This window comes from Paraburkholderia phenoliruptrix, from assembly GCF_047325075.1.
GTDB classification, from domain to species: Bacteria; Pseudomonadota; Gammaproteobacteria; order Burkholderiales; family Burkholderiaceae; genus Paraburkholderia; species Paraburkholderia phenoliruptrix.
In genome coordinates this window covers 332400-354169 of the sequence record NZ_CP168530.1, presented here as the reverse complement: position 1 = coordinate 354169, position 21770 = coordinate 332400, and the positions used below count along the sequence as shown (strand labels likewise).

Annotated in this window: 15 protein-coding genes and 1 pseudogene; 10 read left to right on the top strand and 6 right to left on the bottom strand. The window is 59.4% G+C overall.

The genetic code is table 11. The features are described 5' to 3' along the window. Positions 1 to 105 precede the first annotated feature (105 nt). From ACEN8U_RS01575 to imuA, 3 genes are read right to left on the bottom strand one after another with little or no spacing between them, the layout of a single operon-like run. Complete coding sequence (locus tag ACEN8U_RS01575) at positions 106 to 3255, bottom strand: error-prone DNA polymerase (RefSeq protein WP_310111385.1); 3150 nt, start codon at positions 3253 to 3255, stop codon at positions 106 to 108. Between the two features lie 6 nt (positions 3256 to 3261). Continuing rightward, complete coding sequence (locus ACEN8U_RS01570; RefSeq protein ID WP_310111388.1) at positions 3262 to 4743, bottom strand: DNA polymerase Y family protein; 1482 nt, start codon at positions 4741 to 4743, stop codon at positions 3262 to 3264. Then, complete coding sequence (gene imuA / locus ACEN8U_RS01565) at positions 4673 to 5380, bottom strand: translesion DNA synthesis-associated protein ImuA (protein WP_310111391.1); 708 nt, start codon at positions 5378 to 5380, stop codon at positions 4673 to 4675. Before imuA ends, ACEN8U_RS01570 begins: the two co-directional genes overlap by 71 nt. 83 nt (positions 5381 to 5463) lie before the next feature. Here imuA and ACEN8U_RS01560 point away from each other — a divergent pair, with 83 nt between their 5' ends. Next, the gene (locus tag ACEN8U_RS01560; protein WP_310111394.1) at positions 5464 to 5781 is read left to right on the top strand and encodes a hypothetical protein; all 318 of its coding nucleotides are present in this window, start codon (positions 5464 to 5466) and stop codon (positions 5779 to 5781) included. A 346-nt stretch (positions 5782 to 6127) separates the two neighbouring features. After that, complete coding sequence (locus ACEN8U_RS01555) at positions 6128 to 6346, top strand: hypothetical protein (RefSeq protein WP_310111395.1); 219 nt, start codon at positions 6128 to 6130, stop codon at positions 6344 to 6346. A 373-nt stretch (positions 6347 to 6719) separates the two neighbouring features. Here the strand turns inward: ACEN8U_RS01555 and ACEN8U_RS01550 are convergent. Together ACEN8U_RS01550 and ACEN8U_RS01545 are read right to left on the bottom strand one after the other, a co-directional pair. After that, positions 6720 to 7924 (bottom strand): IS3 family transposase gene (locus tag ACEN8U_RS01550; protein WP_413657471.1). Its coding sequence is split into 2 segments (ribosomal slippage): positions 6720 to 7600 and positions 7600 to 7924, totalling 1206 coding nucleotides; the frame shifts between segments, so codons are not numbered across the junction. Positions 7925 to 8314: 390 nt separating this feature from the next. After that, positions 8315 to 10114, bottom strand: a complete 1800-nt coding sequence (locus ACEN8U_RS01545; RefSeq protein ID WP_310112378.1) for a phospholipase D-like domain-containing protein — start codon at positions 10112 to 10114, stop codon at positions 8315 to 8317. An 860-nt stretch (positions 10115 to 10974) separates the two neighbouring features. Between ACEN8U_RS01545 and ACEN8U_RS01540 the strand changes: the two genes are divergently transcribed. Both ACEN8U_RS01540 and ACEN8U_RS01535 read left to right on the top strand, forming a co-directional pair. Continuing rightward, positions 10975 to 11916 (top strand): alpha/beta hydrolase family protein, encoded by a 942-nt coding sequence (locus ACEN8U_RS01540; RefSeq protein ID WP_310112376.1) that lies wholly within the window; start codon positions 10975 to 10977, stop codon positions 11914 to 11916. A gap of 110 nt (positions 11917 to 12026) precedes the next feature. Next, positions 12027 to 13064, top strand: coding sequence for a phosphotransferase enzyme family protein (locus tag ACEN8U_RS01535; protein ID WP_310112374.1), 1038 nt, complete (start codon positions 12027 to 12029; stop codon positions 13062 to 13064). On the opposite strand, the gene ACEN8U_RS01530 is transcribed toward ACEN8U_RS01535, so the two are convergent. Next, positions 13061 to 13495 (bottom strand): hypothetical protein, encoded by a 435-nt coding sequence (locus ACEN8U_RS01530; RefSeq protein WP_310112371.1) that lies wholly within the window; start codon positions 13493 to 13495, stop codon positions 13061 to 13063. The genes ACEN8U_RS01535 and ACEN8U_RS01530 overlap by 4 nt on opposite strands. Before the next feature lie 101 nt (positions 13496 to 13596). Here ACEN8U_RS01530 and ACEN8U_RS01525 point away from each other — a divergent pair, with 101 nt between their 5' ends. From ACEN8U_RS01525 to ACEN8U_RS01500, 6 genes and pseudogenes are all read left to right on the top strand, one after another. Beyond that, the gene (locus ACEN8U_RS01525) at positions 13597 to 13773 is read left to right on the top strand and encodes a hypothetical protein (protein WP_310112370.1); all 177 of its coding nucleotides are present in this window, start codon (positions 13597 to 13599) and stop codon (positions 13771 to 13773) included. Next, positions 13773 to 16316 (top strand): annotated as a pseudogene (locus ACEN8U_RS01520) (type VI secretion system Vgr family protein). Before ACEN8U_RS01525 ends, ACEN8U_RS01520 begins: the two are co-directional and overlap by 1 nt. A 25-nt stretch (positions 16317 to 16341) precedes the next feature. After that, positions 16342 to 17154 carry a DUF4123 domain-containing protein gene (locus ACEN8U_RS01515; RefSeq protein WP_310112367.1) on the top strand — a complete coding sequence of 271 codons (813 nt, stop codon included), beginning with the start codon at positions 16342 to 16344 and terminating at the stop codon, positions 17152 to 17154. Positions 17155 to 17189: 35 nt separating this feature from the next. Beyond that, positions 17190 to 19763 (top strand): T6SS effector BTH_I2691 family protein, encoded by a 2574-nt coding sequence (locus tag ACEN8U_RS01510; protein WP_310112364.1) that lies wholly within the window; start codon positions 17190 to 17192, stop codon positions 19761 to 19763. 3 nt (positions 19764 to 19766) lie between these two features. Beyond that, positions 19767 to 20726 (top strand): DUF6708 domain-containing protein, encoded by a 960-nt coding sequence (locus ACEN8U_RS01505; RefSeq protein WP_310112362.1) that lies wholly within the window; start codon positions 19767 to 19769, stop codon positions 20724 to 20726. Positions 20727 to 20758: 32 nt separating this feature from the next. Continuing rightward, positions 20759 to 21724, top strand: coding sequence for a DUF6708 domain-containing protein (locus tag ACEN8U_RS01500; protein WP_310112359.1), 966 nt, complete (start codon positions 20759 to 20761; stop codon positions 21722 to 21724). The last annotated feature ends 46 nt before the right edge of the window (positions 21725 to 21770 follow it).

Here is a 21770-nt window from a genome sequence, read left to right as displayed (position 1 = left end):
CGGTATCCGTCACATGAATAGGTGCTGATGCAGTTGCCTTTGGTCAGAATCTACACCTTGCGGCTGGCTGTGGCTCGACGCGTGCAACATCCGGAATGGACGGGCTCAGCAGAAATTCCTGCTGACAGCATGCAGCCCGCCCAGGAGATGCGACATATCGACAAGCCGCTGCGCCACAAGGTGCCGTACCTCGCCCTGACACTGCCAGACCCCGTAGACTGCCAGCAGCGAGGCGCTGAGCGCTTCCTTGCGCTGCTTCTCCAGCAGCGTCGGCCAGATGATGACGTTCACGTTACCCGTCTCATCCTCGAGTGTGACGAACACCACGCCCTTGGCGGTGCCGGGCCGCTGGCGCACGGTGACGAGACCGCAGCCGCGCGCGAGCCGGCCGTCATGATAGGTGCGCAGCGTTGCGGCGGGCATGAGGCGATTGGCGAGCAACTGCGGGCGCAAGAGTTCCAGCGGATGGCGGCCGAGCGTGAGACCCACCGAGCGGTAGTCCGCCACAATGTCGTTTGCTTCCGACGGTGCGCCAAGTTCCGGCGTTTCATCTTCGACGGCGGCGACCGCCAGCATGTCCTTTTCCGGGACAGCAGCCACCGACTGCCACAGCGCCTCGCGCCGGTTGCCGGCAAGCGAAGCGAGCGCATTCGCATCAGCGAGAATATGCAGGTCCCGACGGTCGAGTGCCCCACGGCGCGCGAGGTCTTTTACGCTGGCAAACGGACGCACCGCGCGCGCGTTTTCGATGCGCTCGGCTGTGCCTTCCTTCATGCCGCGCAATAGTGACAGCCCGAGGCGCACTGCCGGTCGCTTTTCGCCGGTCAGACGTTCGAGGGACGAATTCCATCCGCTGACGGTCACATCAACGGGCAGCACCTTCACGCCGTGCCGCTGCGCATCCTGCACCAGTTGCGAAGGCGAATAGAAGCCCATCGGCTGACTATTGAGCATAGCGGCGAGGAACGCCTCCGGCTCGTGACACTTGAGCCAACTGCTCGCATACACGAGCAGCGCGAAACTCGCCGCGTGACTCTCCGGAAAGCCATATTCGCCGAAACCCTTTATCTGCTCGAAGATAGCTTCCGCGAACGCAAGGTCGTAACCCCGCTCCTGCATGCCGAGCACAATGCGGTCATAGTATTTGCCGAGCCCGCCCTTGCGTTTCCAGGCGGCCATCGCACGCCGCAACTGGTCAGCTTCGCCCGCCGTGAAGCCGGCGGCGAGAATCGCGACCTGCATCACCTGCTCCTGGAAAATCGGCACGCCCAACGTGCGTCCCAGTGCGGTCTTCAACGCATCGCTCGGATAGGTGACCGGCTCGAAGCCCTGCCGGCGACGCAGATAAGGGTGAACCGCCCCGCCCTGAATCGGACCGGGCCGCACGATGGCCACTTCAATCACCAGGTCATAGAAGGTGCGCGGCCGCATGCGCGGCAGCATCGACATCTGCGCGCGGGATTCAATCTGGAAGACGCCCACTGTGTCGGCCGCCGAAATGATGTCGTAGGTCGCCTCGTCTTCCGAGGGAATGTCCTGCATCTCGAAGCGCTCGCCGCGCTGTTCTGAGACGAGGTCGAGCGTTCGACGAATGGCGGAGAGCATGCCGAGCGCCAGCACATCAATCTTGAGGAGGCCAAGCGACTCCAGGTCGTCCTTGTCCCACTGGATGACACTGCGCTCCGGCATCGCGGCATTCTCGACCGGAACGAGGCGCGTGAGCTTGCCCCGGCTGATGACAAAGCCGCCCGAGTGCTGCGACAGATGCCGCGGAAACCCGTAAAGCTGCGCCGCAAGCGAGGCCCACGCGCGGATGAGCGGCGTCTGCGGATTCAGCCCGCACTCCTCGAAGCGCTTGAGCAGGTCCGCGCTGTTATCGAACCAGTGGTGGGACTTCGCGACTGCATCGACTATCTGCAGGTCCACGCCGAGCGCCTTGCCGGTTTCGCGCAGCACACCGCGCGCGCGATAGGTCGAAACGGCCGCGGCGATAGCCGCGCGGTCGCGCCCATACTTGCGGTAGATGTACTGGATGACCTCTTCGCGCCGCTGATGCTCGAAGTCGACGTCGATGTCGGGCGGCTCGCCCCGCTCCTTCGAGATGAAGCGCTCGAATAGCATGTTGCCGCGCGCGGGGTCTACTTCGGTCACACCGAGGCAGTAGCAGACCGCGGAATTGGCCGCCGAGCCGCGCCCCTGACACAGGATGTGCTGACTGCGCGCAAAACGCACGAGGTCGTAGACCGTCAGGAAGTACGGCTCGTACTGCAGGTCGGCAATGAGTTCAAGCTCATGCTCAATCTGCTCCTGCACGTGGTGCGGAATGCCCGACGGAAAGCGCCGCTGCGCGCCGATGTACGTCTCCTGCCGCAGGTAGGCGGTTGGCGTGAAGCCAGGCGGCACCAGTTCGTCCGGATATTCGTAGCGCAGCTCATCGAGCGAGAATGTGCAGCGCGCGGCGATGTCCACGGTCGCCGCAAGTGCCTCCGGTGAATACAGATTGGCAAGTCGCAGCCGGGAGCGCAGATGCTGCTCGGCGTTGGGCGCGAGGTCATACCCGCATTCATGAACCGGCCTGCCAACGCGGATGGCGGTTATCGTGTCCTGCAGCGGTTTTCTCGAGCGCACATGCATGAGCACTTCACCGAGCGCAACCACCGGCACGTCGCGATTGCGCGCGACGAATTCGACCGCGCCGCGGTGAATGTCGTCCATGGCCCGCTGATGCAGCACGAGACCCACCCATGCGCGTCCCGGAAACGTCCCGTCCAGCCATTCCACCTGCGCATCGAGCACGTCCTCTCTCGCGGGGAAGTTCGGCACCAGAATCGCAAGGCAATCGGGCATGCCGAGCAGGTGCCGACATTCCCTGTCTGGCCGCGACAGGTCCTGCGGTGTGAGCCGGTATTCGCCCTTCGGTGCGCGCGTACGGGCGAGCGTGATGAGCTCGGACAGGTTGCCGTATCCCTCGCGGTTTCTCGCGAGCAGGATGAGGCCGAACGCCGGCGAACCGTCGGCGTTCATAAGGCGAAAGTATGAGCCGACGATAAACGGCAGCTTTGCTTCCTTCGCCGCGACATGCGCACGCACGACGCCGGCGAGCGAGCATTCGTCGGTAATGGCGAGCGCCGAGTAGCCGAGCTGTGCGGCGCGCTCAGCGAGTTCCTCGGCGTGCGACGCGCCCCGCAGGAACGAGAAATTGGAGAGGCAGAAAAGCTCGGCATACGCCGGCAACATGCTGAAGCTGGAGTCCATGGCGCGTCACCCGAAGAGGCCGTGCAGGAACCAGCGTGGTTCTTCTTCCGCGTCGCGGCTGCTCACGCGCTCGCGATAAATCCAGTAGCAGCTCTGGTCGTCCGCCTGGGCGACGAAGTAGTCGCGCGTCACCAGTTCGCCGTCGAACCAGCCCGCCTCGATGCGCTCGCCTGGCGACACCATGCGTAGCGGCGAGCCGTAGAACGGGCGATGCTGGCGCATCAGCAGCCGCACCGGGCTGTCGAGCATCCAGGTTGGCCGCGGCAGGCCTTCCGGGATGACCACCGGTTTCACCGGTTGCGTGACCGGCACCCACGAGTTGGCGACTTCCGGTCGATGGTCCGCGCTCGGCGCCGGGCGCAGCACGTTTTCTTCGCCAAGCCGCGCGACCAGCAGTTCGAGTAGCCGCGCGTGGTCTTCCTTCGAGCCGCCCGGCTCAGGAAAAAGCGTATCGGACGCAGGCACAGCGGACTCGACATTTGAGGCATCAAGACGCAGTGCAATCACAGGCGCGGTGAGTTCGATGCGATGCAGCCGCTCCTTGAGCAGCCTCAGCAGGTGCTCTTCGCGCCACGTGGGCTCGCCCAGTGCGATGTCAATGCTCGTCGGCTCGATGGCGTCGCGCCCTCGCTCGTGTTCGAGCGACAGACGTACCCCAGTGACCGCCAGTTGCCTCGCGCACAGCCAGCCGCATAGCTGCACGATAAGCCGGTGCGCGCCGAACAGGGCGCCGTCCGCATGTTCGAGCCGGTCGGGCATCTCGATGCGCCCGGAAAACGTGGGCGGCAGTTCCAGCCAGTCGAAAAGCTCCGGCGCTGTGCCGAACGCGCGGTCGAGTGAATCGAGCAGATGTTCGCCGCAGCGCTTCTGCAAACCCGCACGCGGCAGGCGGCGGATGTCGGCAATGGTCTCGCAGCCGAGCCCGGCGAACCAGTCGGCAAACTCGCGCACATCGGGAACCGCCAGCATGGGCAGGCCGGCAAGGCGCTGCTCGAGCGTGGACAGTTTCAGCACTCGCCGCGAGCAGTTCCCTTTCGCATGGCGGGCCAGCAGCCACGCACCCTGGCCGGTCGGCGCGGCGCTCACGCGTGCCGTCAGGCCGAGCGTGGCCAGCAACGCTTTCGCCTCGCGGCACAGTGCCAGCAGTCCACCAAAGAGGCGCAGGCTAGCGCCGACTTCGACGACCACTGTCGCCTCTTCGAGCACCGCGACTTCGGGCGAAAAGCGCATCAGCGCCATGCCGACCTCGCGTTGCGCCGACTGCTCGCGGGCGAAATCGCGCTCGTGCATTTCCGTGTCGGGCGAGAGCGTCAGCACGCCACCGCGCTTCATGCCGAGCCGCACGCCCGCCGCGCGTGCGACGCTATCCGCGATGACGACCTTGTCCTTCTCGAGCACGACACTGCCGTGCGCAGGCTCAGGCGACCACTTCGGTCGGAAGACTTCGAGCGGCAACTTCGGCAGGTGAACGGCGAGAAAGACGCGCATGTCGTGACAGCAGAACAGGAGTGGGTTGAAGGGGAATCGACAAGGGCTCCGTGCGCGAGGGCCCTCGTCGTTTCACGATGTCGACGGTCAACCCGTCGGCGCAAGGTTTGAGCGCCAGACGCAGCAGCGCCGGCGACGCGTCCTGTGCGCTCGCAAGCGGCCGCACCATGACGAAGAGCGTCTCCGACGACTGCGCCGCCAGATGCAGGCGCCGCAACGACGACGCCTGCGCGTACTGCGCCCAGAAAATCAGCGCGCCGCAGCTTCCCGCCCGGAGAATCTGTTCGGCGGACCAGAGCGCATCGCCGGTCTTTTGCGCCTTTACGCGCAGCAACTGGTCGAGCGACAGGCCGATATAGCTGAGACCGAGCCCGTCCGGTGTGTGCGGCGGCTGCACGAACGCAATGGGCCGGCTGCCCGCGGCACTGAGCGCGGGCCGCAGCAGCCGCAATTCGCCCACGCCCGGCTGCTGCACGAGCAGGTCCACCAGCGCACCGACCGGCCACCCGCCCCCCGGCAGTTCCGCCGAGAGCGCCGGATAGCCGGTATCCACCACCCGGCCGCGCCCCCGCGCGAGCTGCGACGCCCGCCACAAGGACGGATGTATCGCTTCGGGAGACGGCATCGGGGATGTCATTGCGAGAAAACCTGTATGGATGTACAGTATCCTACACGGATTTTCGTAAGCGCGAACAGGCACTTTTTTCGGAGTAACGGCAGATGGATATGCGTGCGCGTAAGCCGGTCAGCCATCCCATGCCGGAAATTGCGGCGTTTGTGGCGCAGATGAAATCAGCGTTCGGCGAGCCGGAAATCGACGAAGCGATTCGCCGTGGCAAGGCTGGCGAGCCGACGTTTTACGCCGCAGAAAACGGTCATACCGTTGGCACGGCAAGCCCGCCCGCTGTAAGCGCATGGCGCGTCACCGAGGCCATTCGGGACCGCCACTATTGCGCAGGCTGCGACGGCGGGTGCATGCATCCGGCAATGGCTTGCAAAGAGTGGCTGCAACGAGAGGCCGGCAAGGGGAAATCGTGAGAAAACTTGGACTTGCGCTATTGGCAGCGGCGTTCGCGCCAGCGGCTTTCGGGGCTGGCACGTACTCGGAAATCTGGAATCCACCGGAGGCGCGTGCAACTGCTCAACACCGGGCGGCTGCGGGGCACAAGCTCGCTGTACAGCGGCATCTCGCCAGGCACGCAACGAAGTTGTATTCGCGGCGCACATCGGCGAGGGCACCGAGGCTCATCGTGAGGCAAGGCAATATGCCAGGCGCCTTGCCGAAAGACGCACCGGACATGTCTGAAATTCCGCGGCAAATCACGCCGGAGGGCAACGTCCTTCGTGTAAGTAACCACGCAGTATCCGCTCACATCGTCCGCTGATGCAATCGCAGAGCTATCACGGGTATCAGGTCTGGGGACACTCAATCGTTGAGTACCAGACCGGGTTGCAGCGGGAACGTTATGCAGCGAGCGGAACCATCACCCTTCGAGGGAAGCTGGTTCATGCTTCTGGTCTTCTGGGACACTTCGAAAGTGAGGACGACGCTCAGCTCGCGGGATTGGAATGGGCCCGCGCGTGGGTCGATGCGCATCGCTAGAGCCATCACCTGCTCTGTGTTTCCGCGATGCGTTGAGCCACGCCGACTGGTGCCGCCTCTCTTCCGCGCGAGACTTCCTTCGGGCATCCGCAGGATGCGTTTGCCTAACCCAAAAAGAGTCCCATCCACTGAATGGCTTGAATGTCTGAAGGAACTCTTCGGTGATATGAATGAGATAAAGACATATCTAGCGAATGAGGTTTTAACTTTTTCCTAATGGACACTTTAAGTGGACGCACGGCTCTTTGACGGCCCGAGGGCCACGTAAGAGCATCTTTGGTGGATGCGTCTCACAAGATTTATTGCTGCCGCTCGTGGCTCACTCCTTGGACTACCTGGACTTGCCCCCGCATGACCGGACATGCGGTCGCGCTTAGGTTGGTGAATTTGGTCGCTGGCGAAACTCGCGCGGTGAGCAGTATTTCAGGGCGCTGTGCGGATGCGACTCGTTGTAGTGGTCAAACGCGATGGCCAGGTTCTGCAACGCGGTTCTCGCGTCCGGCTTGGGCATCCACGAGACGTAGTCTCTCTTCATCGTTTTGACGAAGCTCTCGGCCATGCCGTTGCTCTGCGGACTTCTGACCGGCGTCGTGATGGGTTTCAGGCCCACTTTTTTCGAGAACGTCAGCGTGTCCTCGGCAATGTAGCAGGAACCGTTGTCGCTGAGCCATTCGATTTCGTTGTCGGCTTTCAGCGCACCATCGAAACGGTTTTCTACAGCCTGAAGCATCACATCACGCACCATGTCTCCGGTATAGCCTCCAGTGGTCGCAGCCCAGCTCATGGCTTCCCGGTCGCAGCAGTCGAGTGCAAAGATGACGCGCAGCGGCGAGCCGTCATCACAACGGAATTCGAAGCCGTCCGAGCACCAGCGCGCATTGCTCCGGTCCACCGCGACCCTGCCGTCGTGTCGGCGCGTTGACTGGGCATGGCGCGGGCGGCGTTCGAGCAGCAGACCGTGGGTATGCATGACCCGATAAACCCGTTTTGCATTAACGCGAGGCTGCCCCTGTGCGTCCCGGTTTCGCCGTAGCAGGGCCCAGGTGCGCCGGTAGCCGTAAGTTGGCAAATCAGCGACCAACTCCTGGAGCTCCGCGACGAGCGGCATGTCGTCACGGGCGGGCGTCTTGCGCCTGTCGACCCATTCAGCGTCGCGCTTTGATTTCACCGCGAGATTCGAGCGCGACACACCCAGGACTTCGCAGACCGTCTTCATCGGTCGTCCCCCGGCAGCAATGGTGAGCGCGCAATCAATTTTTTTGCCCGGCCGTACTCCACTGCTTCGCGGAGGATTTCCACTTCCATCGTCTTCTTGCCCAGCAGTCGCTGGAGTTCACGAATCTGCTTCATCGCTTCGGCCAGGTCGGACGCCGGCACCACCTGCTCGCCGGCACTGACTGCTGACAGGCTTCCGTCCTGATAGAGCTTGCGCCAGGCGAACACCTGGTTTGCATTCACCTGATGACGACGGGCAACTCCGGAAACGCTTGCTCCGGGCTCGAAGGTCTCGCGCACTATCGCGAGCTTCTCCTCGACAGAGCGCCGGCGGCGCTGTTCGGGCTGGGTCAGAACTTCAATCGGTTCCACGTTAGAGCTGGGCTTAAACATAGGCGTAAGACTACCTCAAAGTTTAAGCGTTACCTCGTGTCCGGTTTTCGCGGGGGCCGGCCCACTACCCAGTGGTAGAGCCGCTAAATGCACTCGCAACTCGAGTAACAATGAGCGCCACCGGTACGCATAGCGTCCCCAGAACAATGCATCAGATATCACCAAGTTTAAAAGCCTGAAAATGGGTGACTCGTGCAGATATCTTCCATGGTCCAGAAGGTAGCGTCGCGTCAGCCACGTCGAATGCTGCCTACCACGTGGCCGCGAGAGGAGACACAAAGAAGCCGGACGCGTGCTTTCACTGTCACCGATGTGCGGGAGCATCCGGCAGCGCATGCCCCATCTGCCGGACTCTTCTGACTATGGCCTCGCGGAAAGCCAGAACTCCAGCTCGGCGTCGCGCGTCGCTCCCTCGGTCGGGAAGTAACGGTCCTGCCACTTGTCGTTCGGCTGCAGGCCCTGCCAGCTGTCCTTCGTCCCGTACTCGGCCAGCAGGTGGCGCCAGCGATAGTGGTCGTACACATCAAGCACATGAACCGTGTATGCGCGGGCAAGGCTTTCGTTGCCCCTGATAACAAGGAAGTTCTCGTCGTTAGTGTAGGACGCCTTATATCCGAGATTATGGCTGCCTACCACCACGGTGCAGTTCTGCGGGTGGAACGGGTCGATGACGACAATCTTGTCGTGGATTACGGCGTGGCCTGCGTTGAGCAGTTCTTTTTCCCACATGCCGAATGTGTCGTCGATGGCTTTTGCAGGGATAACCTGTGCGGGGTCATCCGGCTCCCGTCCATTATCATGAAGGTCAATAACGAAATTCCCTGCGCGGTCGGCGTTTGTCAGCGCGCCACGGATGAACAGTTTCGGGTTTGCCTCAAGGGCGGCGGCCGCTGCGTCGACAACGCTGGGCTTGCCCGGGTCAAAGCACAGAAACAGAACGGCCTGCTTTGCAGCCTTGATAAGCTCCTCGACATCGGCCATATCGACGGGCGCTTCCGGATTCTTGGGCTTGTTCTTCTGCGTCGTGTTTGGAGAGAACCACACTGTGGCCTTCGCTGCGCCGGGCACGTTGACGTCGACAGGTGTCTGGTTGCTGGTACGGAACGTTTTCCCCTGCAGGGCATGAGCATCGCCATTCGCTGCATCCGTGTCCTGCTTCAGCCTGTCCCAGTAGTCCGAGTAGGCCTTTGCGACACTGGACGAGCGGACAATCAGGCTGTTGTTGGTCTGGGCGCACAGACCGGTGGAAGTCCAGTTGGTGGACCCTGTCAGTACCGCAGCGGGCTCGCTTTTGCTGTTCAGGTAGAGCACGAACTTGTTGTGTCCGATGTGGCTGCCATCGGGCAGAATCCTGTCCAGGACGTCCACGCCCGAGTGGTGGAGTGCATCCCGCGCAGGTTTGTTCTCCTTGTCCGGGTCGCCGCTCTCGCTGTCAAACGTATTCGAGAGAATCAGGTGCAGGCGCTTGTTTCCGGTCAGGTACGATTCCAGCTCCCTGTCATGCAGCTCGTACAGGGCTGCATAGCAGTTGCCGCCTTCCTTGCTGGCCTCGACGAGCAGTGCGGGCAAGGCGGTCGTGAGGTCGCTCGACAGGGACTTACGAAGAGGGTCCTGGGGGTCGGCAATCTTCCTGAGCAATGCACCGGCATCGGGGGCGCCCGTCTTCTTGCTGACAGGTACCTCATGCGTCAGGGCTTGAGTCGCCAGAATGCCCCGATTGAAATATGCCTTCACTGATGACGCGTCATCGGCGGGGCCATGGTCTGCGCTCAGCGTCACGGGATTCGAAAAGAGCGGGCTCACATCCGGGAAAGGGATAAGTGTGGGCACGCCTTTGGCATCGAAGGTGCCCTTGAGCGGAATCACCTGGTAGATATACGGGCCCGGCGACGCCAGGTCCGTCACTGACAGGTCCTTCCAGAAGAGTTTCTGGATAGGCGCCTGCGCGGTAGTCCGCCCGCTCTTGCCTGCGTTCGGGTCGTCGGGAAATGCCGCCATGGCGGGGAGCGAATCGCCCTGCGGCTCGTCGCTATGAACGTTTGCGGATTCGGCCGGAATCCGCCGGACGTCGCAGCCGACGCAATCCTTGAGCTTACCCTCGAACGTCCAGGCCACCAGAATCACATCATTGTTTGAGAACGCAATACATTTCGTCGACATGTCTCTCTCCATGTGAAGCTCGCGACGCGTGTTGACCGTTGCCGGGCGACCTTCAGAGCGTAGGCGGGGAATGCGTCAAATTTGAGGCAGGCTCACGACAGCGTCGTGAAGGCGTCCAGCTGAGCGACCCTGCTAAGACCGAACGCGCAAGTCACCGGAGAAATCGGCCATCTGTTACATCAGGCGGCCAAAGGAGAGAGGAATCGGAAATAACAAAAAGTGGGGCGCGGCGTTTGGGCTCAAGATAGGTTTGTTGCATAACCTTACCGGCAGGGGGCTCCAGACCGCGCACACCATCACGTCAATCCGCATGCCAGCATCAACCACTTACGCCCCAGATTCAATAACAAGCCACTACGCGCCCGTTATTGATACAGGCTGCCGGACAGCAATGAAACAAGCGCAGAGCCATCCATTACTTACAACGACCTTCCTCGCGGAATTCTCTTTATTCCCTTGACCTGATAGAGGTTCAAATGCTCTCATTGCAAGAAAGAATATGAGTAGGCTTAAAGCAGCTCAAACATGAAAGGCGCACAACGGCGGGAGAAATTGCAAATGTCAAAAATGATGAGACTACGGCCGTAGCCGAGCCGATGGTACGAATACGCACTGGACGACTCGGCATACGTGACCTTCGCCGTGAATGGCGACGGTGTGCAGGTCGTCCTTATAACCAGATAGTCGCGGGTCGCTGCGAGTAGTGCCCGGTACAGCGCAGCGACCCGCAGCGTGTCTTGTTCGGATTCTCGGCGCATTTCCCCTGTGTATCCTCAGGGCCTCCGCGCTCGATGCAGTCGCTGCACTGGCGACGCGTGATAAACAACCACTGAGGGGGAGCTGTGCAAACCAGGTTGCGGATGTTGTGCAAGCTTGTGAGCGTTATGGTTCTTTCGCATTTGCCCGTTGCTGGCGCCGCTGAATCGGACCCCGTTGCTACCGACCTACACGAAACCGTCGTCTCCGTACCAATGACGGAAAGAGGCTTTTTTGGCATAAGCCAGCGTGAGCTCGTTGCTACGACTTATATGCCGAACGGGCCTGGCCCGTTTCCTCTCATCGTTCTCAGCCACGGCAATCCACCAAATGCACATGACAGAATAAAGATTGGCCGGTATCGCAAGCTCCCACAAATTCGCGAATTCGTGCGGATGGGATTTGCGGTCATTGTTCCAATACGGCGTGGATATGGGGCCACCGGCGGTACGTTTGCAGAGGACACTGGCTCCTGCCGTGCGCCCGACTTCGAAACGGCCGGCGTCGAGGCCGCGAAGGACCTGCTAGCCACCGTCAACTTTGCAGACACACTCCCGCAAGTCGACCCGGAGCGCGTGATTCTGGTTGGCCAGTCCGCGGGGGGCTTCGCTTCGCTGGCCGCGGCAAGCTACTCGCCCAAAGGTCTTATCGCGGTGGTCAATTTCTCCGGTGGGCGCGGTGGCCGCCCAGCTACGCATCCTGGAGAGCCGTGTGCGCCGGAAAGAATGGCCGACGCAATTGGCCATTTTGCAGCCACCACGCATGTCCCCGTCCTCTGGCACTACGTACAGAACGACATGTATTTTTCGCCCGATGTTGTCCGGACGTGGTTCAACGCCTTCAAGGCGGCGGGTGGAAATGGGCAGCTTGTCATTGAGCAACCATTCGGCCGCGACGGACACGGGATGTTTGCAATGGACAATGCCATGCCCATTTGGGAGCCTGGATTCGAGAACTTTATCTCTTCTGTCCTCTCTTCGGCGCGTGGCCGCAACGGTGCCGATTTGGGTAGCCGTGAGTCAAGCGCCACAACACCTCGCGATTGATAAACCGGGTCCAGCGCACTCCAAGCTTGTACACGCCGGCCCCCGACTGCAACGCTCACGCGCCGAGTCAGGGCAATCGCCTGAAAACGCTTCAACATTGGACGCTATCGATGAACGTCTCAAACGGAAGCGGGACCATTGATGTTCATATCGTTCGGTCTATGGTTGATGCACGGAGCATCGGCCAAATTCTCGACAGCGAGTTCTCGCTTGGTGCGATTGAAGACTGCATTCTCCTCCGCCGCGGCTTCAACGACGTCTACGAGGTCCGACTCGCCAATGGTGACCGTCGCATTGCTCGGCTCAGCGCATTGCGTTCACGTGGACCCGCGAATATCGAATTCGAGATTTCTCTGCTGGAGCACCTGAGGGCCGAGGGCACGGCCGTCGCCACCGCTCACAGAACACGAAGCGGAAAGCTCGCAGCAGAGGTTCCCGCGCCGGAAGGCGGCCGCCCGCTTGTGCTTTTTGACTATCTCGTTGGTGAGCCGCCCGGAGAAGATGTCGAGAACGTACGTTTGACCGGCGCCGAGTTGGCGAGGATTCATGTTGCCGCGCGGACATACGACGGCCCCGCGAGCAAATATACTTTGGACGCCAACCACTTGATTTCGAAACCGCTTGCACGCATTCAAGCGCTGAAGCACTTAGACCCGAACCTCAGAGACGACTTCGCAAAGGCTGCCCAGACACTTGCGCTGGGCATTCAAGGAGTCGCGCTGACAAAAGTCGTGTGCCATGGTGACTGCCATGGCGGTAACACATTCATCAGTAGGAGCGCTGAAGGGCAAAGTCGAGCATGGTTCTTCGACTTTGACGACAGCGGTCCAGGTTACCTGGCTTACGACTTGGCCGTGTATCTCTGGAGCAGGTTGCTGCAAGGCAATTTGAGCGAGCCGGACGAAAAGGTTGCCACAATGTGGAGCGCCTTTCTCGCTGGGTATCGGTCGGTCGCTGACATCGCGGAGCCCGACCTCGATGCAATCTACACTTTCGTAGCAATACGCCAACTCTGGCTATTGGGTGAATACGCCGGCCACGCCATGTATGTCGGGACACACAATTTGCCCGGCAACTGGTTCAGAACAATGTACGAACTGCTCGCACGATGGCAGGCGCACCCGTCAACTTCACAACGGTCGGTCTAGCGCGAGCCGGGCTTGCCACTCAACAATCGTAGCCTCCGTGCTTGCCTCGGGAGCACCACGTACAGCGCAGCCGCGACGTCAATAACAAATTCCAGCACCCTGCACGCAAACGCATAGCGCGTCCCGTGTAGCGGCAACGCTGCGACACTGACTGGTAGCGATGTAACGAAAGTCCATCCTGTCGTCGTCAGCCCCACCATGGCCGCCTGGCCGAACGACAGGCCATCGGGCACAGTAAGCCTTTGTGCAATGAATCCTCGCCGAACGGTGTAGCCAACAAGCGGCAGGCAGGCAATATAGCAGACGGGCACTACGACAATCACTGCCATCAGGAGCGACGCCAGCGATGGATAGCGACCGTGGCGTTGATGAAGCAGCCACGCGGCTGCAAGCCCGACGCCCAGCCCCCACAGCGGTAGAGTGAACATCATTTGTCGCCATAGACACGACCACCAGACCGCCAAGCGCCGGCCTAAGCCCATTGGGGGCACCATTAGGAAGATTTCTGATTTTCTCACAATGAATTATCCAAATGGCATTGGCTAATTTATTCTGGCTGGCGCGCGAACCGGAAAATCCTACACCAGCCGCCAGGCGAAGGAAACCATTTCCGAAAATTGTTAATTCCTTCGAAATCGCTTACGCTGAATTGTTCGGCCCGATTTTTCGTCATATTATTCCGCCTGTGATTTTCGGGGCGGAGCGGTAATGACGATAAACGATTTGGCGACGGTGCTGGGTGCTGGCATTGACCAATCGCGCAGATTACTAAAGCTTGACACAACGCTAGGCAATAGTAAGCTCGTGCCGGTCAGGGCTGCCGGTAGCTCGCGTATTGGTCGCAATTACGATTTCACGGTTGATGTGGCTTCGCTCAGCGATTCCATTGAACTGAAATCGTTGATTGCACAGCCAGTCACTCTTTGGACCCAGCAAACAGACTCGTCCTATTTACCGCGCAACGGCTATGTCCACACCGCGCGAATGCTTGGTTCGGACGGCGGCGTTCATCTCTATCAGATTAGCTTCTCGTCCTGGCTGCATTTCCTCAAATTCAGAAGCGATGCGCGGATATTTCAGGATAAGACCGCCGAGGACATTCTCGCCGCGGTGTTTGACCAACATCCGCAATCCCGAGGCGCATATCGTTTTGAAATATCAAACGCCCTTCCGCAACGTTCTTTTTGCGTTCAATACGAGGACGACTGGAACTTCGTGCACCGGATTATGGAAGCCGAAGGACTGTTCGGGTATTTTGAACAGGCAGAAGATGGCAAAGCACACACGCTGGTCGTCACAGACGACCTTTTCTCGCTAAAGGCATTGGCGCCGCAGGAAGTTTCCTTTTATCGAGCCGGGGCAGGAAGTGAGACTGACGCGATTGTGCAATGGGGTGGCGCTCGCACTCTCCAGAGCGTCAGCTACACGACACGCACTTTCGACTATAAAAACCCGGGCTTTCACAAGGAGATTTCCACTCCAACGGTCGACGCGCAGGGCGACCTGCCAGAGCAAGCTGAAGTCTATGAGTACACGGGCGCCTATACCTATGGCAACAGTGACCGCGGCAATGCTCTGTCGAAGATTCGCATGGAGGAGTGGGAGTCGCGTGCCAAGCGCTTCTTTGCCGTGGGCAGCGTACGTCGCCTGGACGCCGGCCGCTGGTTCCAACTAGAAGGCGCAACCGCACTTGCATCAGACCGTGCGGAAAGCCGTCAATTTGCGGTACTGGGCGCGACCTGGTACATCGAAAACAATCTTCCGGTTTCCACAGGAACACACTTCCGGCATAGTCTTCAGTCCCTCATCTCTGAGGCGCGCGCCGCTCACGCTGGTGCGTCGGATGTCTTCAGAGTCAAAGACGAACTTGGCGGCGAAGGATTTTTCCTGGTCGAACTGGAGAGCCAGCGACGCACCGTGCCTTTCCGCAGTCCGTTTGAACATCGTAAGCCGCTGATGCATATGCAGACGGCGACGGTGGTTGGCCCGCAGCAGGAAGAGGTATTCACGGATAGCCTCAACCGGGTAAAGGTGCGAATGCACTGGGACAGGCTCAATGGAGGCGACGAGAATGCGTCCTGCTGGGTGCGAGTCATGTCGCCCAATGCGGGCGGGACCCTCGGTGGCGTTTTTGTCCCCCGAGTGGGACATGAAGTCGCAATCGTCTACCTGGACGGTGACTGCGACCGTCCGGTCGTAGGCGGAAGTCTCTTCAACGGACAGCAGACACCGCAATGGCACTCCAATGGCCTGCTCTCAGGTTACAAGTCGAAGGAATTCCAAGGCGCAGGCTACAACCAGCTCGTGATGGACGACTCAACGGGTCAGAACCGGACGCAGCTTTTTAGTAGCACGGCCCAGAGTTATTTGCACCTCGGTTATCTCATCGACCAGCAGGGCAATACGCGCGGCTCGTTTCTGGGAAACGGGTTTGACCTCAAGACCGACGCGTATGGCGCGGTGCGAGCTGGCAAGGGAATCTTCGTATCGACCTTCGCTCGTGGCGGGCCTGCGAGCCAGCCGCTTGATGTCAGGGAGGCAAATGAGCATCTGGCTGAATCGACGAACGTGGTCGAGATTCGCTCTGACGCGGCCAAGGCTGTTCAGGCTGAAGATTTGACGGACGCTCAATCCGACCTACAAGCCTTTACCAATGCGACGAAGCAGGAAATCTCGGGCAGCGCGACCAACGGCAATACGGCCGGCGGCGGCACGGGCACAGCCAACGGCTTCTCCGAGCCTGTCATGCTGTTGGGCAGCCCCGTTGGCATCGGCCTTACTTCGATGAAGTCAATCCACGCTGCGGCTACCGACCACGTCAATCTTGTCAGCGGAGCCAGCACACACGTAGCCGCCACCAAATCGTTCATCGCAAGCGTCGGCGAAAAAATCAGCCTCTTCGCCCAGACGGCTGGGATGAAGCTGTTCGCTGGCAAGGGGAAAGTCTAGGTCATGGCGCTCTCCGACAATATCGAACTGACAGCGGATAAGACGGTTAAGGTCATATCGACCTCGGACGCCGTATCAGTCGTCGCGCAGAAAGAAATCACGCTGTCTGCCGGAGGCGCCGTCATCAAAATTTCCGGCGGCAATATCTCTGTGCATGCGCCTGGCGCGCTTGATTTCAAGGGGGCATCGCATAGCTTCGCGGGACCGCAAGGAGAGAACGCATCGGCGAGCGTGCCGGCATCGAAGTCGTGCGCGTCGCAGTTCGCCTCAGCAGCATCGAGCGGCTCGGCGCTAGTCGAATGAAGCGTACTACGTTCTCGAGAAAAGCATGACCGCTACCTACTTGATTATCGAGCCGAGCAATGGGGAACTGAGAATGCGTCCAAGCCCCAATGCGTATGAAATCGGCGAACTGGTGCCGGCAGAGCGTCCAGAACTGGAAGGTGTGGCGCCTGTGCTGTACCGGCTTGAACACATCGAGCGTCAGTTGCCGCACGTGCGCGCACTGGCCCAATCTCATCATCAGGACGGGCGACCGCCGGTGGTCTGCGGGATTCTCGAAACCGAGGCCACCACAGACATGATTCGAGAGCATTTGGCGCAGGCTCTCTTGCTGTGCAAGCCCCTCGCGGGCAGCGCAGTGTTCCGCTACTACGACCCGCGTGTCTTCGCTCATCTGTGTTGGATACTTGAGCCGGAGCAGATGCTGACCCTGATGGGCCCCGTGACCCGCTGGACGTATCTGGATGTGGCTGGGGGGTGGCAAGACGTAACCTTCGAGGGAAACGGAAGCGGGAACCTTGTGGTGACAGACGTGCAGTATCAGCAGATTGCACGCCTGAGCTTCGTTCGACGGGCGCTCGAACTGTTGCGGGAGGCCAACGTGACTACGTCGGCAGACCTGCCGCGCCAGCTCGATAAGCAACTGCACAAGGCCGAGCATTATGGTCTTTCTCCGGAGGACCGAATTCCGTTTGCACTGCACGGTGTGCTGGTCGGACCTAATTTCGACCGCCATCCGCACGTGCAAAGCGTGCTGTCTCAGGTCCGTGAGACGCCGTATGCCGAGGCAGTTGGACGGTGGAGCGACAACGACTGGCAGCGCATCGGCATGGAAACCGCTCAACACCAGTTCCAGTAATCAAAAACAATCGGATTTCCATAGAAGGGGGTTCCATGGCCGAATCGGGCGCTCCAAGCGTTACTGCAATCACCAGGTCTGCCGCGGCAGCTGGCGCACCTTCGACTCAGTGCAAGATGTGTCAGAAGAAGGGGCTGCCGATATTACCGGTGCGCTACTCGGCGCTGGCGGCTACGCGCGCACATGGCATCGACGGGGTGCCACTGGTGAGCGGGAGCTTTGGTGCTCACGTACAGGATGTCGCCTCAGGCAAGGCAAAGTACACGCTACGTTCCCTGCGATACGGGTTCGTGTACATCTACTATCCGAATACATCGGCGTGGAAGTGCTACGCGGTCACTAACGAGGGCAACTGCTACGAGTATCCGCTCGATGTCGCGCTGGACCGCTCGACCGAGAAGCCGTTCTCGTGCACGCAAACAGGACACCCAGAACTCGCGCAGTGCATCACGATTGAAAACGCCGACAAAGCCGGGACGGTGTACCTCGCCTTCAGCGAAGTTCAGTGGACCAGGGCGGTTCGCGACGCCTACGCCGCGGATAAGGATGGTTGCCGCACGAAGCGTATGCAGGCGTTCAATTCTTCCGGATGGTTTGCCAGCCCGGGCAAGGCCCCGCACGCAGCATCCGCGACCCAGGTTCAGCAACTGGTGTCCGAGTACAAAGGCGGTGGCGATAAGGTGTTCTACACCTCGCCATTTCCATATAAAGACCGCAGCACCGAAGGTGCGGCGCTCAACACGGCGATGGACCATCTCGCCCCACACAAAGGTGCAGTGTTTGCATTGTGGGACCCGATTGGTATCACCCAGGAACTCAATCAGGAGAACAAGTACGCCTTTGGTGTCGTTCTCGCGCAGCATCAGTGGGGAAGCTGGTCGGCCGACATGGTGAAGGGTGTCAAGGAAGCCGTCGAAGAAGGGGCGATTAAGAGCGACCAAGTAGCTGAAAACATGCTCGAAGGCCAGATGATGGAGGCTGGCGCCTTGGGCGCGCTCTTCGATGGCGGCAAGCAACTGGAAGAGAATATCTCCGACCTAAGAAAACAGACTGCTTCTGAAGCACCAGAGGTGAGAAAGAAAGCCTGGGAGGAGTACGGTACGGCCGTCAGCATCACCGCAGCGGAAGAGTACCAAAATAAGGCGAAGCAAGACTTCCAGCAGGAACAGAAAAACACTTGGACACCACTTTCGCTTGACCACGTGGCCTGGCTAAAGTCAGAAAAACTGAGCCACGTATTCCAGTACGACTATGATGTTCACGACCCAGTGAGTGGGTACGCCTATGAGAGGGCTTTTCTTGGCTGCGTCGAAGGTGCGTCGGCACGGCGCGAAGCGTTCGACCAATTGTATAAGTGGACACAAGGTCAAATTTCCGACCCAACGAACCTACTGCTGCGAGGGCTGGTACTGAATCAGAAGGTGAACGAGGAGCGAATGAAAGACGCGGCCGGCTACCCGTATCCGGAGCTTCGAGAAACTGCTGCAAAGGTCATCGAATCGTTTTTCAAGTCTGGCGAAGCGCTAGAGGGTAAGCACGCGGCCACGCTGCCTGAGTTCTACAAGCAGGGGGCAAAACTCATCTATGAAGCAGGAGCGCCCATTGCCAAGCTGTTGGCGGCCGGCATTGACGCTGCTGCAGCAAAGTCGGCAGTTCTTCTCATGTCTGCGAGAAGCGGCAAGCAGGTCATCATGCGACCCGTTCAAGGCTCGCAATCACAGTGGATTAGCTATTTCGCGCGGCAGATGTGGGAGATGATGCCTGCAGCCAATCGGCCTTCGCTCAAGTCACTGAAGTCGTCCATTCGGCAGCAATTTACGACTAAGACTGCAGATGGGCGAGTTACCACGGTGCCCCAGTTCATCATCGTGGATGAGGACAAGCTTGGCTCGCTTACCAAGTCGGACGCGTCAAACGCGGAGAAGGCAAGGTACATTACTTCCTCTGCCAACAAGCTGATGCTGACCGAGGAAGAGATTGAAAAGACCTTTGTTCCTTCATTCCGCAAAGTGATAGGGGGCGAAACCGCCTCCGCAGGTATCGGCACAGTGTTTGCGTTCGCGAATTTGTACTTTGCGACGAAGGAGATGGAGAAGTCTACGCACTTCAATAGCACTGAGACGTCTCGCAAGTTTTACGCAGCAATCGGAGCCTGCTTGGGAGGAGTCGCATCGATATCGGGCAATGCCCTGGAAGCAGCACACAAGATACAGCTTACATTGCCTTCATTTCTTCCCAAAGAAATGGTAGAACGCCTGCAGTTCGCGGGCCGGTGGTTTGCCGCGCCGGCGGCTTTCATCGGCGCAGGGTACGACGCATTGAATGCGTGGAGTGCGTGGCAGGATGGACACGCGGTACTTGCGCTCGCCTATTTCGCCTCTTCAGTTGCGGGCTTTACCTTGGCCATATGCGCTACCTTTCTTGTTGCAACGTCCTGGATACTGCCCCTAACACTGTTCCTCATAGCGGTAGGTATTATCATCACATTCCTCAAAGAGCGTGAGCTGAAGGAATTCCTTGGTCGGACCTACTTCGGAACCAACAAGAAGGACGAGCGCTTTCGAACGTTTCAAGAGGAACAGAAAGCCTACAATGGATTGGGGGCATAAAATATGGCTTGGGATGGAATTGCTTGGATAAAGCTCAATCGCCCTCTTACTGAAGAGGAAAAGTCACGTCGGTTGAGAATAGACGTTGCAGCAAGCAACAATCCTCAAGACGACTTTTCCGTCTTCGCGATGAATGATGTGTTCCTTGAGAGCACTAATGCCCAGTTTCGTCGCCGAGGCATGTTGACCTACGGGGGAATTTTTATTCTTCCTCTCGGGTTGTTTCTCACCTACATCATGATTCGCATGGTGACTCACATCCCGCCAAGCATGCCGCGCGATGCCTCGCTTGCGGTCGTGATAGCATGTCTCTGCGCTCTCGAGGCTGTGGTTCTGGGCGGAATGGGTTTCGTCGTCTGGGCGATGCTCCAGGAGAACTTTTCGTGGACACGGTTCCCCGTGCGTTTCAATCGCCGAACGCGAATGGTGCATGCATATCGCGGCGCCGGCGCGAAAGGCGTGATTTCGGTTCCTTGGGAAAAGGCCTTTTTCTTTGTTGAGCCGCGCAAGAAAGACCCGCTCTCAAGGACAAACAGTTTCAACATCCGCTGCCACGTGCTGGACAACGCCGGAAATGTCCAGCAGTCGTTCTCCGTAGGTAGCTCTGTGACGTCGCTCTCTGCCGAATCGACGGAGGCCGGGGCTCAAATTGTTGGCGAGCTCGCCGACCAATTTGAGTTTATCCGGCGATACATGGAGGATGGACCATCCGCGGTTCCCAGCCCTGAAGTTGTGCCCACAACCGTCTCCCTCTCCAATTCTCTGAAAATCTGGCTGCGGTCAGACAAGAAATTTCTGGCAAGCCGCAATCCGATTGCCATGCTCGGGCTACTCCTCAGCCCATTTGCCGCTTTTACTGGCCTGTTGCACTACATCGGGCAAGTCACCAGTCAGCAGCCTGTTTGGCCCGAAGAAATTCAAAGGGAATGCGAACTTGGCCGCGCCGGGCCCGCGAAAACTTGACCCCTATGTAACCCTGCTGCAGGAATGTCGACATGGCATGGGATGGCATTGTATGGGTGAAGCTGCGTCGGCAGCTCAACGATGAAGAAAAGGCGCGACAACTCAGAGTTGGTGCTGCGGCCAGTACAAAGGCACAGGACGATTTTTCGGTGTTTGAGATGAACGACGTATATCTCGAGACCACCAACGCTGCCTACGCACAGCGCGGGGCGCTGACTTACGGCTGTATTTTTATCTTTGCAATTGGGGTGTTGTTCGTCAGCGGGATGATATGGGCCATGCTGAATCCGCCGCCCAACATAAGCGGTCCGGAGCTCGTACTTGCTATGGCCTTCGTTGTGTGTTTCATGTTATTCGGATTGGGCATCATATTCGTGTCGCTTTGGGGGTTTCACCAGGAGAATTTCACCTGGACGAGAATCCCGGTGCGCTTCAACCGTAAGACGCGCATGGTGCATGCCTTTCGTGGCGCTGGCTCGAAAGGCGTTATCTCAGTTCCCTGGGACAAAGCCTTCTTCTTCATCGAGCGGCGTCAGAAGGACCCCATTTCGCGTGGAACCCCATACGGTCTACGCTGCCATGTGCTCGACGATGAAGGTTGCGTGGTGCAGTCGTTCTCAGTTGGCCGGCGCGTGTACACCATTGACGACGAGACAACAGAAAATGGGCGCACCATTGTTCACGGGCTAAATGACCAGTTCGAGTTCATTCGCCGCTATATGGAGGGGGGGCCCTCTGCCGTGCCCGCCCCCGAGTTGGTTCCGACTGCAATCTCCCTCCGGAATAGCGGCGACCTATACTTCCGCACCGACAGGAAACTGCTTGCAGAAGGCAATGCTGTTGCCACGCTGCTTGTCTGGCTGCTCAAGCCGTTTATCGCTCTTACTGTGGTGTTGCACTACATCGGCATGCGAACGAGCCGCGAGCCGGTCTGGCCCGTGGACGTTGATGCCAGTCCGATGTCGCTTGCAGGGACCAGAGCAACGGAACCAGGATAAACAAACATCTATACCGCTCCCGGCCCAGAAACGCGCTACGTCATTC

What these genes read in the sequence shown, in the direction of transcription:
- ACEN8U_RS01575 (WP_310111385.1), bottom strand. Translation starts at nt 3,255, where the DNA reads ATGGACTCCAGCTTCAGCATGTTGCCGGCGTATGCCGAGCTTTTCTGC.
- ACEN8U_RS01570 (WP_310111388.1), bottom strand. Translation starts at nt 4,743, where the DNA reads ATGCGCGTCTTTCTCGCCGTTCACCTGCCGAAGTTGCCGCTCGAAGTC.
- imuA (WP_310111391.1), bottom strand. Translation starts at nt 5,380, where the DNA reads ATGACATCCCCGATGCCGTCTCCCGAAGCGATACATCCGTCCTTGTGG.
- ACEN8U_RS01560 (WP_310111394.1), top strand. Translation starts at nt 5,464, where the DNA reads ATGGATATGCGTGCGCGTAAGCCGGTCAGCCATCCCATGCCGGAAATT.
- ACEN8U_RS01555 (WP_310111395.1), top strand. Translation starts at nt 6,128, where the DNA reads ATGCAATCGCAGAGCTATCACGGGTATCAGGTCTGGGGACACTCAATC.
- ACEN8U_RS01545 (WP_310112378.1), bottom strand. Translation starts at nt 10,114, where the DNA reads ATGTCGACGAAATGTATTGCGTTCTCAAACAATGATGTGATTCTGGTG.
- ACEN8U_RS01540 (WP_310112376.1), top strand. Translation starts at nt 10,975, where the DNA reads ATGTTGTGCAAGCTTGTGAGCGTTATGGTTCTTTCGCATTTGCCCGTT.
- ACEN8U_RS01535 (WP_310112374.1), top strand. Translation starts at nt 12,027, where the DNA reads ATGAACGTCTCAAACGGAAGCGGGACCATTGATGTTCATATCGTTCGG.
- ACEN8U_RS01530 (WP_310112371.1), bottom strand. Translation starts at nt 13,495, where the DNA reads ATGATGTTCACTCTACCGCTGTGGGGGCTGGGCGTCGGGCTTGCAGCC.
- ACEN8U_RS01525 (WP_310112370.1), top strand. Translation starts at nt 13,597, where the DNA reads ATGGCATTGGCTAATTTATTCTGGCTGGCGCGCGAACCGGAAAATCCT.
- ACEN8U_RS01515 (WP_310112367.1), top strand. Translation starts at nt 16,342, where the DNA reads ATGACCGCTACCTACTTGATTATCGAGCCGAGCAATGGGGAACTGAGA.
- ACEN8U_RS01510 (WP_310112364.1), top strand. Translation starts at nt 17,190, where the DNA reads ATGGCCGAATCGGGCGCTCCAAGCGTTACTGCAATCACCAGGTCTGCC.
- ACEN8U_RS01505 (WP_310112362.1), top strand. Translation starts at nt 19,767, where the DNA reads ATGGCTTGGGATGGAATTGCTTGGATAAAGCTCAATCGCCCTCTTACT.
- ACEN8U_RS01500 (WP_310112359.1), top strand. Translation starts at nt 20,759, where the DNA reads ATGGCATGGGATGGCATTGTATGGGTGAAGCTGCGTCGGCAGCTCAAC.